This is a genomic window from Allobosea sp. OK403, from assembly GCF_900113835.1.
GTDB lineage: Bacteria > Pseudomonadota > Alphaproteobacteria > Rhizobiales > Beijerinckiaceae > Allobosea.
In genome coordinates, this window is the sequence record NZ_FOQV01000009.1 from 24,281 (window position 1) to 37,476 (window position 13,196).

Below are 13,196 nucleotides of genomic sequence, written 5' to 3' on the forward strand. Positions count from 1 at the left end.
GGCAACACACCGAACAGAGCGTTTACAAAGCCGCAAATATATCACAGGCCTGCGACAGGCGGCCGGGGGCTGGCTCTTTCCGACTTGGAGCCCGTGGAAACTCAGGCCCCATCCCAAAGCTGCTGCCGATCCTGAGGAGCCATTCCACATGGAATGGCGTCTCGAAGGATGCTCCAGGAGGCTTCCGTGCACGCTGCTGCACCCTTCGAGACGCCGCTGCGCGGCTCCACAGAGTCTGGCCGATCATGTGAGCAAGGATTTCAGCCGGTTGGAATTTCGGGAAACGCGCCGTCATCCCGGGCGACTGCAAGGAGACCCGGGATCCATGCCGGAACCTCACTCGCAAGCGCTCCGGAATGGATCCCGGATCGGCGCCGCTGACGTGGCTTGTCCGGGATGACGGCGCGTTTTTCCCTGAGGTTCAAGCTTTTGAAAACGGCGGCATCGTTATCGGCCAGCCTCCCAGGATCAGGGCTCACATGTCCAACCGGCTCCTGGAGCATCGGCCCGAAAACGGGGAACGGTTTTCGGGGCCAAGCCCATGCAAGCTCGAAGCTCTGCAGCATCAGGCCGGATACGATATTCGGCCTGATGCTGCAGGCCTCTTACGAAGCGAAGGCCATGCGCGCGGCAGCTTGGCGCGCCGGCACCAGCCTGATCGAGAGATCGGCCGCCTTCAGGCCGCCAATGGCGTCTGCGAAGCTTTCGATCGGCTGGGGCTTGCCGAAGAGATAGCCTTGCAGCTCCTCGCAGTCTTCGCCGACCAGGAAGCGCATCTGGCCGGCGGTCTCGACCCCTTCCGCCACGACGCCGATGCCGAGGCTGCGTCCCAGTCCCAGCACGGCGCGCACGATGACCGCGGCCTGCGGGCTGGTTTCGATCTGCCCGACGAAGGACCGGTCGATCTTGATCTTGTCGAAGGGGAAGGCCTGCAGGGTCGCAAGCGACGCATAGCCCGTTCCGAAATCGTCCATGGCGATGCTGATGCCCAGCGCCTTCAGCCGCCGCAGGATCGAGAGCGCGCGGCTCATATCGGCGAAGATCGCCGTCTCCGTGATTTCGATCTCCAGGCGGTTCGGCGACAGGCCGGTCTCGGCCAGGATCGCGAAGATGCGCTCGGGAAGATCGTCCTGCTGGAACTCGCGAGGAGACAGGTTGACCGCGACCTTGAGAGGCTGCGTCCAGCGCGCCGCATCGCTGCAGGCGCTCCGCAGGACCCATTCCCCGAGCGCCGAGATGAGGCCGGTCTCCTCGGCGAGCGGAATGAACTCGCCGGGCGGGATGAGGCCGCGCGCCGGATGCCGCCAACGCGCGAGCGCCTCGAAACCGAGGAGCTCGCAGGTGCTGGCCCTGACCTGCGGCTGGTAGTGGAGTTCCAGCCCCCCGTCCGCGAGCGCGGTCCTGAGATCGCGCTCAAGCTCGCGGCGCCGCGTCATCGCCTCGTCCATCGCCGCGTCGAACATGCGAGAGCAATTTCGCCCCTCGGCCTTTGCCTGGTACAGCGCGAGATCGGCCCGGCTGAACAGAAGCGTCTCGACCAGGCCGTGCTGCGGCGCCCGTGCGATCCCGATGCTGAGGCCGACCTCGATGGCCTGTCCGCCGAAGGAGAACGGCTTGCCGACGACGGAAATCAGCTCCCTGGCCAGGCGGCGCAGGCTTTCATCGCTCGGGTCGCTCCTGACCAGAACGGCGAACTCGTCGCCGCCCATGCGCGCCACGGTGTCGGCCGGATGCATGCGCTCGGCGAGCCTGCCGGCGACGCGTTTCAGCAGCTCATCGCCGGCCATATGACCGACCGTATCATTGACGGTCTTGAAGCGGTCGAGGTCCAGGCACATCACGGCACAAGTGCCGCCGTCATGGGCGATCTCCTGCAATGCGGAGCGCAACAGCTCGTAGAAGCAGGTTCGGTTGGTCAGGCCGGTCAGCCCGTCATGGCGCGCCATATGGGCAATCTGCTGCTCGGCGAGCTTGCGCGCTTCGATGTCGATATGCGTGCCGACGATGCGCTGAGGCAGGCCCTGGGCGTCGCGCTCCACGACCTTGCCGCGCGCGAGCACCCAGCCCCAGCTGCCATCCTTGCGGCGCAGGCGATGCTCGCACTCATAGACCGGCGAGCGGCCCTCGAAATGCGCCTGCAGGAGCTCCAGGGCCTTCGGCTTATCTTGGGGATGGACCAGTTGGTGCCAGGTCGCGACATGGCTTTCCAGCTCTCCCGGCTCATAGCCCAGCATGGTCAGCCAGCGATCGGAGTGCCAGGCCTGGCCGGTGCCGACATTCCAGTCCCACAGCCCGTCGCTTCCCGCATCCAGTGCCCGCGCCAGGCGCTCCTCGCTCACGCGCAAAGCCGCGCCATGCGAGGCGAGGGTGCGGTTGGCGCGCCGGAGGCGGTCGGCGAACAAGCTGAGCGCGGAGAACGCCAGGGTCGTCAGCATCACGGCTGCTATGCCGGCCGCCAGCGCCCCGCGCGCCAGCCCGCCCTCGGGAGCGGCGATTGACGGGTCCGGCACCGCTTGCACTGCCGCCATCGAGACGAAGTGCATGGTCCCGATGGCGCTGGCCAGAAGCGTCGCGGCAACGGCGCGGGGGTAGCGGGTCGGGCGGCGGGTGAACACGAACAGCGCCGCGCAGGTCAGCACGGCGCCGGACGCCAGCGCCGCCGCGACGAGCGCCTCGTCCCAGACGAAGCGGCCGGGAATGCGAACGCCCGCCATCCCGGTGAAATGCATCGCGGCGATGCCTGCGGTCAGCAGAATGCCGCTGGCGACGACGGCGGTGGCGCCGGCAGCGCCCCGGATCAGGCTCGCGGCGCAAAAAGCGGTCGCCATGGCGACGCCCAGCGAGGCCAGCGTCAGGCCCACATCATAGCCGATGGCGAGCGGCGGCTCGTAGCCGAGCATGGCGATGAAATGCGTGCTCCAGATGCCTGCGCCGGCCGCGGCACCGGTGGCGGCGAGCCAGATGGCGGCGGCCCAACCCGCGCTTTCGCGCGCCTGTTTGAGCAGGCCGAAGGCTGCATGGCATGACACCCAGCAGACCAGCGCCGACAAGGGCAGCACCCAGGCGGCATGCTCATCCGTCAAGCACGACAATGTTCGATACATGGCGCCTGCGCAATTGTGACGATCAGCCCCGGTCGTATAGGGCAGAAAGCGAAGGACATCGTGCCAAGCAACGCTAAAATTGCAGGCGACCATCGCTGAAATCATTCAGGCTGTTACGTCATGCAGGGGCGCGCCGAGCCGTGACGGCCGCTTTCGCTGCTGTGATTGGCAGCTATTCCGGGTGCCGGGAGTTCCAGGCTTCGGCATAGTCGGCGCACATCCGATAGACGGCGTCCCGGTCCGTGACACCCGCCGGCTTCGCGCGCGAGGGCAGGGCCGTTTGAAACGGCGCATAGCCTTGATGCGCCAGCCGCCAGAGCCGCCGAAGCTCCTTCAGCGGTTCGGCATGGTCGTCGACGCGCAGGTCGAAGCTCGCAAACGGGGCATCGTTCCAGATGCGGATGGCGCAGGACTGACGCTCGCGGCTGTCGCCGCCCTCGCATTCGCCGGCTTCCATCGCGACGATGAGGCGCTCGTCGAAATCGAGTGCGGATGCTGCGAGATAGGCGTCGAGGGTCGCCTCGACGACCTGCGGCCCTGCCAGCATGTTCCCGGCGACGGCGACGTTGGGAGCGCTGACGCTGCCGCTCCATGGGATGCAGGCCGAGCCGGTATGGCATGCCGCGCTGCCCGTGCGAGCGATCACATGCACCTGCCTGTGATCGCGACCTTCATCGGCCGCCACGAGCGCGCAGACGATATCCTGGGAAGAACAGCCTTCCCGAAGCATCCTCAGGCCGTCGACGCCGAAAAACGGATTTGCGAAAGCCTGCGTCGCGACCACGCCGGCTCGACCCGCCCCATAGGGAACGACCGCCCCGACCGCCAGCGCCCGCGACGCGCACAGCACGCCAAACGCACCGGTTTGCGCATCCCGCGCAATGATCGACCAGGTCATGCGGAATTCCCTGCTCTTCAGGACGCCGCAATATCCGCGACGGGGCGGTCGCGTTGAAAAAGCCCGACCGGTGTGAAAACCGCGCGGCCATCTCCGCTCACGGAATGAACGTAGTATCGGCTGTTCGTATCTGCGTTGGCTGTCAGAGCGGATGCGAACGGCCCACCTGGCGGCAGGACCGGCTCATCAATTGCCAGTCCACCTACTCTGAGTGCGGAGCCGTCTCGCTGGGCGGGTGAGAACCACAGCTCGGGGGCTAAGAGCTACATCCGCAGCCTAGCGGCAAGAGCCATACTGAGATTAACGTCCACGCCGTAGAAATAATCGGTGTTGGTGTTGTCAGATCTTTCGAGCGCTTGAAGGTAGCTAACACCAATCGGTTGCACATCACTGATCGGCGCTACAAGCGTAACGATAGCGGCATTTGCCACTGAATTCCACACAGTTGCAATAATTGATCGCGAACCGGGTCCAGTTGTACTATTTAGGCCAATTCCGATTTGAGCTTCTCCTCCGACGCCGGGGGACTGCGCTCTAACGGAATATGTTGCGGAGAAATTATCCTCCGAAATGCCTGTTACAAATGTTACCCTGTTGTTGTTGCTGTTGTTGGCGGAACGAAATGCAGAACTCGTGTACGTCCAAACGGGGGTGTTGTCCTGAACAAACGCTCCAACATCGACGCGATTGAATGCGTTCCACACGCCAAGCCATGAGGCTCCGCCGCCGGTCGCTGCTGACCCCGGATTCCAGGACACCGTGGCGTTGCTTGTGTCCGTCGCGATCGTGCCGATGTATGTACCAAAGCCAGCCGCAGGCCCATTCGTGATGGCGACTGTATTGGTAAGAATGCCGTTGACGCGCCCGAGATTCGTTCCGCTGCTGCGCGTCGTTTGAGTGGTCCATGCGGGGCCGCGCGTCAAAGTGACGGTCCCGGCATTGGACCACACGAAGAGGTCATAGACTGCGCCGGCGGTCGCAGCGGCCGGGCCGGCATTTCCTGCGGTCGAATTGGCTAAAATATTTGAAAGTTCGGTGAAGGTTCTCGCGACGAAGCCCGTCCCGGTCCAGATCGGCACCAGATTGCCGGTATAGGGCGTGTAGTAGACCGTCCCCGCGCCGCTGACTGTCGATGTCAGCACGGGCGTGCCGATCGCAAGCGTCAATCGCCCTGCTGGCGCAAAGACCAGTCCGGGCTGCGAGTTGATGCAATTCAACAGATTGTTGAAATTGGCCATGACTTGGCTTGCATCGGCATTCGTTCCATTCGTCAGCGTGTACGGGCTGGACGGACAGGTCTGAGCCAAAGCGGCGTGATTCACGCCGAGGGCGAGGATCGCCGCTGCAACAAGCTTCCGCATCAGGCGCATGTGGGACTCCTCAAGGCAAAAAGAAGGGCGGCGAATATGGGGATGATCCCGTCCTATCGGCGCGAACAAAACCGCGCACTCGATTTAGACTTTCAATAAGGGTACTTAACTGCAAGCTGGCTATAAGTTCCACCATAGAAAGTTTGGTAATTACCGCCGTCAGAATTTTCCAGTGCTGCTATGTAATGTCTGCCAGATTGAGGTTGATATTGGTTTGTCACGGTCGGGCTATACCAAATTGATCCTGCTAAATTATTTGAATATATGCTGCTTTGATCAAAATTAACACTCTGATCGAGGCCGATACCAATTCTTCCATAAGTATTAGCGACGGGTGCTGGGTTTACAAGCGATTTATAGATCGCGGAGACGATATCTTCAGAAAGGCCGATTATAAAACGTACCCGAAATAGGCCGCCCTGGATTTCCCGGGGCGCAACTGCGATCACGGTCCAGGTGGCGTTCGTGTTTGATGCGGTGCCAACGACCTCCCGCCGATTGAAATTATTCCAAAGGCCTATGATGGCGGTGCTCCCGCCGGGTTGGCCGGTGGCGGGGATATAACTGACGGTCGCGCCAGCGTCGTCCGTCATGATAGTTCCGACATAAGTCCCGAAACCGGCCGCTGGGCCGTTTGTGATCGCTACAGAGTTCGTTAGCAGGCCGCTCACGCGCGTTATGGCTGTGCTGCGTGTGGTGGCGTTCGCCCATGCAGGGCTGCGAGTCAGCGTCATGACGCCGGCGTTTGACCAAACAAACAAATCATATATCGAGCCGGCGATCGCGGCGGCGGGCCCCGCATTCCCGGCCGATGAATTGGCGAGCACATTGGACAGTTCGGCAAAGGTGGCGGCGACGAAGCCGGTTCCGGTCCAAACGGGCACCAGATTTCCGGTATAAGGGGTGTAGTATACCGTTCCAGCTGCGCTGACGGCGGACGTCAGTACTGGTGTCCCAGTCGTCAGGGTCAATCGGCCCGCTGGCGCAAAGACCAGGCCCGGCCGGGAATTGATGCAATTCAACAGATTGTTGAAGTTGGCCATGACTTGGCTTGCGTCGGCATTCGCCCCATTCGTCAGCGTGTACGGGCTGGACGGACAAGTCTGAGCCAAAGCAGCGTGATTCACGCCGAGGGCGAGGATCGCCGCCGCAACAAGTTTCCGCATCAGGCGCATGTGGGATTCCTCAAGGCAAAATGAAGGGCGGCGAAGATGGGGATGACCAATCGGAAGGCAGCACAACGTCTGATTGCTGATCAGTGCAAAAAATCCTCTTGATTGCAAGGGGCCGCCTCGGCACATTCGGGGGTGCTGAGATCGAAATCGGAAAAGCAGCGAGCTGAAGGCGCGAATTTGTGCAGAATCCAGATGCGGAAAAGAAATATAGAAATAAAATTGAACGTAATTTCTTATCGGAGGGGACCGCTAAATGGCTTTCAGGTTATATCGACGTAAATTCGCTGCGGCGCTGACAGTATCATTTGTTATATTTTCAGCGATGACACTAAACGAAGTCAGAGCTGCAAATGCCTCTGTTGTCTATACCTATGACGCGCTCGGGCGGATCGCGTCGGCCAGTTACGATACCGGCATCATCATAATTTACTCATATGACGCAAATGGAAACCGGACGGCCCAAACCATTAACGTCAACAGCGCCTCGGCTGCTTGGGGTAGCTTTAATTGGGGTGAGGCCATCTGGCATCAATAGAAGCAACAGAAATAAGATCTTAGTAGATTTTTATCACGTATTTACGGCGGCTTATATCGCTTGATAATCAAAGCGGGAGAATAACGTGTTTCAGGAAATTAAGCGGTGCAATCTGCTATTTGTTCTTGTGACAATTTTCTCCTATTTTTCCGTTTGCTTTATTGGTGTCGGCGCGCTTGCCCAAAGCCTAACCCAGAGACAGGCCATCGGGATCGCCGAGGCCAACGAATTTCTGCAGCAGCGTGCCTCAAGCTATCCGCCTGGGCGTCCGGGTCTGTCGGGATTGTCGCGAGGCGGTGTGGCCGGGGCGCCGTCGAGCGCGGATATGTCTCTGCTTGGCGTCTCCCCGCTGGCGGGGACTTGCCCAGGCTCTTTGCCTCAACCAATCGAGATTGCGACCCTGGCGTCTTCCCTCCGATGCGATCCCGATCTCATCTTCGAATACGTCTACAATAATATTGAATACGAGCCATTATTTGGAAGCAACAAAGGCCCGCTCGGAACATTGCTCGACGGTCGTGGTAATGATTGGGATCAGGCCCAATTATTCGTGGCTCTTTTGAATGCGGCTGGGAATAACCAGGCCGCGTATCAATACGGCTATATTACCCTTACCGGCGCCGTGGCTTCCAACTGGCTCGGGGTCAAGAACGACGGCACAGCGATTGCGCAATTGCTCGCCAATGGAGGCGTCCCGATCGCAGGCGTCGTGATCAACTCCTCCGACGGCACTCTCATTCAGATCGACATTGCGCATGTTTGGGTCCGGGTGAATTTGAACGGAACCAACTACGTTTTCGATCCAAGTTTGAAATCGAACTCCAGCGTTCAGGCGGCCGGAAATCTTGCTGGTAGAATAGGTTATGACCGGCAGGCGTTTATTGGGAGTTCCGGCGGTGTCGTAGATTCGAATTCGATCAGTTCCGTGAACAGGGCTGCTCTACGCGCGAGCATGACCCGTTATGCGGAGAACCTTGTCAGCAACATCAAAGCCTCCAATCCGGCGATGACATTGGGGGAGCTCGTCGGCGGAAAGGTTATCGTTCCGCTCTCTGGATCCCCGATCCGCCTGCTGAGCTTGCCTTATCTGTCTACAAATCAGCCTATCGGCATTCAGACCTGGTCGGTCATCCCGAACGCTTATCGAACCTGCATCGCCATCGCGTTCACACGATACATCCCCGAGGCAACATGCAGTTCTCCTCAGCCTGATTCCATTATCGTGTATTCAGACGAGATATACACGAAACGGGTTACGGTTTTCTCTGAAGTCGATCCGAATATCGTTGGCAACTATATCCTGACCCTGTTGATCGATGGCGCCGTGCCCTCGTCGGGTTCAAATCGGGCGCCGTCTCGCCCCTACGGCCAATCATATCCGGCCAGGGTCTCGGTTCAGTCGCCGGGCCTGGAAAACCAGTGCGTGTCCTTTTTCGGGCCTGAGAACGCTTCGCTTTGCTTTGATTTGAGTTTCAAGGTCGGAGGGTCGAGCCTCCTGGGTTCCGGCTATGGGAAGGCTAGCCGCGGCATGGTCGATTATCATCGCCGACAGCTCGCAAATGCGCGATCGATTGCGGGCTCTCCGCTGGAAACGGTTTTGGGCGAAAGCCTTGCGGTGCTGAGCTTTAACTGGTTGGCCCAGCTTGCGGCTTACCAGCAGATCGCGGACCGGATGTCGCTGGCGAGTTCCCAGTTTCTATTCAGCATGGGGGTCGTCGCGCAAAGCGAGATCCAATCCAATAGCGGCACCCAAGGGCCTTTTGTCGATCTACCGCAGAATTTACTCCGGAATACGCTGCAAATATGCTGGCAACAACCAAACTGCAACACGCAATTCAACTCGGTTCAAGTCGGAGCGATATTTTCTCTGTCTGCCGCCCTGAGCATATTTGAATCCGCGGTCCTTGAGCAAACGCAAGCGCCGACGCCCAATATGGCTGCGGTTTCGACCGTAAAGCTCATCGATTTGAACGCTGCGTCTGGAGCAAAGACGTTCCTAGCTGATGGGACGACAGCTGCGGGCTTGCAATCATATTTCAATGTCATCAGGCCGAATTTGGTATCGACCTATGGAAGCAGTGATTTAGCGGTCATCGATGCGGCAATTTCGAGCAACGGCCAATCCACGGGGAGTCCGGCGGGCAACAAGGCCCTGCTACCGATCAACGGGAATGCGACTGTTGGACTTTGGCACGGCGCTGGCTACACAATAATGACGCAAACGCCGAGCGCGATCACCGTCAGTCAGAAGATCAGTGGCGGCTTGAGCGGCGGCTATAGCGGCACCAACATTCCGACCTTTGTTCAGATTTCGAACATGGTCGGTACGATTCCGACGCTGCCCGGTGTCTTGAATGTTCCAGCCTTTTTCAATTCGCAGCCCGCGCCGGGATCCGAGAAAGTCTCGGATCCCATAGATCTGGTGACGGGGGCGAATGTATATAATCAAGCGGATCTGTCGATCGGCAGCGGTTCGTTTCCGTACTCGCTATCGTTCGCCCGGACTTATCGCTCGTCGTCCAGCAAGACGGATGTCGGCCTAGGCAAGGGCTGGAGCCACAGTTTCTCCTATAGCGCAAGCTTCAACAGCGATCCCTATGCGGGTCTGGGCGCAAGTTCCGCCATCGACGCTGCCTCTGCCGTCGCCGCGATCTATGTTTCGCAGGATCTGACGAGCAGTAGCCAAAGCGTGCAATCGCTGACCCTGGCCTGGATGGTCAATCGCTGGCTCGGCGACCAGTTGACGAACAACTCCGTCGTGGTTTCGCAGCCGGAAACCTCTGAGGCCTTCATCGCCTTGCCCCGTACCGATGGCGCCACGAGCATTGGCTACTCCGCCCCCCTCGGCTCGGCGGCAACCTTGACCGGAACAGCGCTGAATTCCGGCATTCCCAGCGCCTACAGCTATGTCGCCAAGGACGGCGTCACGCTCGGCTTCGGCGCGCCGCCTGCTGGAAAGACCGCTTCGAACATCGCCACCTGGCGTCACCCCAACGGCATGGCGGTCGATTTCGCCTATGACGCATCCGGCAATCTTCTGACCGTGGCGAATAATTTGGGGCGGCAGATATCGCTGTCCTATGTGGGGAGCCGCATCAGCGCGGTGTCTGACGGCGAGCGGAGCGTGACCTTCGGATATAGCGGCGACAATCTGGTTTCCGCGACAGACCCGCTCGGCAGCGTCACGACTTATGCCTACGACGCCGAGAGTCAGCTGACGCAGGTATTCTATCCGTCCAATCCCAGCATCCCCTATGTCAGCAACGACTATGACGGGCTGGGGCATGTCGTCAGGCAGGCCAATGCCAACGGCAATGTCTCGCAGTTTTATTTCGCCGGCTCCCGCAGCGAAATCGTCGATCCGGCCGGCGGTCGTCGCGTTACCTACCAGACACCGCGCGGCAAGATCGTCAGGGACGCAACCGTCCTCAGCGGCAGCTTTGGAACGGTCTTCGGCGACACAGTGCAGCAGAATGGCGCTGTCAACATCACGACCAATCAATATGACGGGCAAGACCGCTTGGTGCTGACCACGGGCCCGGAAGGTGGCACGGCGGCTTATGCCTATTCGCTGGATCTCAAGCACAACGTCATGGCGACGATGCGGACCGCCAAACCAGGCTCGCCGCTTTCGCCCCTGACCACCACGTTCCAATACAACTCGCCCTTCAACCAACTGACGCAGACCATTGATCCGCGCGGACTCATCACGGCGCTGGCCTATGACCCGGTCACCAGCAACCTTCTCTCGGTGGTCCGGGATGCGGGCAGTGCAGGATACAAGGCTACGACCCGCATAAGCTACAATGCCTATGGCCAGCCGCTCTCCTCGGTCGATCCGGTCGGCACCGTGACGCAATATGCCTATGATGAGCAGGGCAATGTCGTTCAGATCGTCAGGGACGCCGGAGGTGCCGGGGCTCTCAATCAGACCACGCGATCGGCCTATAACGGCCTCGGCGACCTCACCTCGACGATCGATCCCAACGGGAACGTCACCCGAAACAGCTATGACGCCAATCGCCGCCTGGTCCGCAGCGTGGCTCCCCCCACCGGCGCGGCTTTCGGCAGCATCGTCACCGATCTGAATTATGATCCCGACGGCCGTGTGCTGCTGACGCAGCAGAGCGCCAATGGCGTGTTCCTGCGTTCCACCAGTGCGACCTATACCCCGAGCGGGCAGACGGCGACGTCGACCGACGCGAACGGCAACATCACGCGCTATGCTTATGACGTGGCCGACCGGCCGGCCAGCATCCGTGACGCGCTCGGCCGGGAGACACAGTATGGCTACGATCTTGCGGGGCGGCGCATTTCGGTCTCGAACCTCGCCGTCCAGAGCAATCCGCTGCTGCAGCAGGGCTATACGCCGGACGGATTGCCGGCGAGCCTGACGATCGCGCGCGGCAACAGCCTGACCAATGTCACCTCTTACATCTATGATGGCTTCGACCGTCTCAGCGTCGCGACCTATCCCAACGCCAGCACCGAGACCTTCACTTACGACAACGACAACAATGTTCAGACGCGCCAGACGCGCGCGAACCAGACGATTTCCTTCGCCTATGACACGCTGAACCGGCAGACGACCAAGGCCTCGAGCGGCCAGCCGACGGTGAGCTATGCCTATGATCTCGCCGGGCGGGTGATCTCGGTCAGCGATACCGGCGCGTCGCTGGTCAATGCGCTGCCGCCTTCGGGCGGAACCGTGAGCTTCGCGACGAACCTGAGTTATGATGCGCTGAATCGCCCGCTCGCGGTGAACTGGAGCCCGACCCCGGCGCCGGCGGTTGCGCCGACGACCAGCAGCGTCGCCTTCGGCTACAGCTATAACCAGGCCAATCAGCGCATCGGTCAGACCACGAACGATGCCAGCTGGTGGCTCTCCCCAGCGGCCGCGAGCACGACCACTTACACCGCCAATAATCTCGACCAGTACACCGCCGTCGGCGCGGTCACGCCGAGCTATGACGGCAACGGCAACCTGGCCTCGGATGGAAGCTTTACCTACGCCTATGATCCGGAGAACCGGCTGACGGGCGTGATGCAAGGCGCGACGACGGTCGCGAGCTATGATTTCGATGCTCAGGGGCGGCGCAAGCAGAAGACGGTCGGCTCGGCCAAGACGGTGTTCGTCACCGACGCCGACAATCGCGAGGTGCTGGAATATGACGGCACGAGCGGGCAGGTGCTGCGCTGGTATTTCTATGGGCTGGGCTCTAATGAGGCGCTGAACCAGATCGAGGTTTCGTCGGCGACGCGCACGAGCTTCATTCCCGATATCCAGGGTTCCGTGCAGGCGACGCTGGCCTCTGCCACCGGCACGCTCGCCAAGGCGGGCTATCTGCCCTTCGGCCAGAGCGCGGCATCGACGGGGACCTTCCGCTACACCGGCCAGCGCATCGACCCCGAGACCGGGCTCTACTACTACCGCGCCCGCATGTACGCGCCCGCGCTCGGCCGCTTCCTCCAGCCCGATCCGATCGGGACGCAAGGCGGGCTCAACCTTTATGCCTATGTCGGGAATAATCCGCTGAACCTGATCGATCCGACTGGTTGGGTGCAGGAAACGGCGGGTTCCTTTGGTCAGCGGTTGTTGACGTCGTTCGTCAACGCGGTGCCGGGGGCTTACTATGGCGGCCGTGTCCCGGAGGAATTCAGAGCCGGCAACTATGGAAACGCAGCCATCTACGGGGCAATGGCCTTGGGCGATGCAGCGCTTGGAATTGCAACTTTTGGTGCTAGCACGGAGGTGCAAGCCGGCGTTAGATCTGTGAGATCTATAGCAACCGCGACCGCACGAGAGATTGGTGTGGCTGGTGAAACCGCGGTTCGAAGTGCGTATGATATTGGCCCTAAGATTGCTATCCCGATCAATGGCCTAGTGAGGATTCCGGACGGCCTCACCGGTCAAGTGGTGAGTGAAGTGAAGAATGTTGCGAATTTGAGCTTTACCCGGCAATTGAGAGATTATTCCGATTTTGCTCAGTCAACTGGGCGAAGTTTTGACTTATATATGAGAGGGACAACAAATATCTCTGGACCATTGGCTCGCGCCATAGAGAGTGGAAATATTAATCCTCTCATTATACCACCATATTGACGAGGATTATC

5 protein-coding genes are annotated in these 13,196 nt (G+C 60.3%); 1 reads left to right on the forward strand and 4 read right to left on the reverse strand.

Translation table 11 applies throughout. The features are described 5' to 3' along the window. Nucleotides 1-605: 605 nt before the first annotated feature. From BMZ97_RS23485 to BMZ97_RS30860, 4 genes are all read right to left on the reverse strand, one after another. Entirely contained in the window at nt 606-3,083 is a 2,478-nt protein-coding gene (locus BMZ97_RS23485; protein ID WP_348272128.1) for a bifunctional diguanylate cyclase/phosphodiesterase, read from the reverse strand. Nucleotides 3,084-3,276: 193 nt separating this feature from the next. Continuing rightward, nucleotides 3,277-4,002 carry a DUF1028 domain-containing protein gene (locus BMZ97_RS23490; RefSeq protein WP_092175496.1) on the reverse strand — a complete coding sequence of 242 codons (726 nt, stop codon included), beginning with the start codon at nt 4,000-4,002 and terminating at the stop codon, nt 3,277-3,279. 263 nt (nt 4,003-4,265) lie between these two features. After that, complete coding sequence (locus BMZ97_RS30855) at nt 4,266-5,372, reverse strand: hypothetical protein (RefSeq protein ID WP_139221298.1); 1,107 nt, start codon at nt 5,370-5,372, stop codon at nt 4,266-4,268. A 92-nt stretch (nt 5,373-5,464) separates the two neighbouring features. Then, a complete protein-coding gene (locus BMZ97_RS30860) occupies nt 5,465-6,547 on the reverse strand; it encodes a hypothetical protein (protein ID WP_139221299.1) in 1,083 nt (360 codons plus the stop codon). A gap of 620 nt (nt 6,548-7,167) precedes the next feature. Between BMZ97_RS30860 and BMZ97_RS23505 the strand changes: the two genes are divergently transcribed. Then, complete coding sequence (locus BMZ97_RS23505; protein WP_139221300.1) at nt 7,168-13,185, forward strand: RHS repeat-associated core domain-containing protein; 6,018 nt, start codon at nt 7,168-7,170, stop codon at nt 13,183-13,185. The last annotated feature ends 11 nt before the right edge of the window (nt 13,186-13,196 follow it).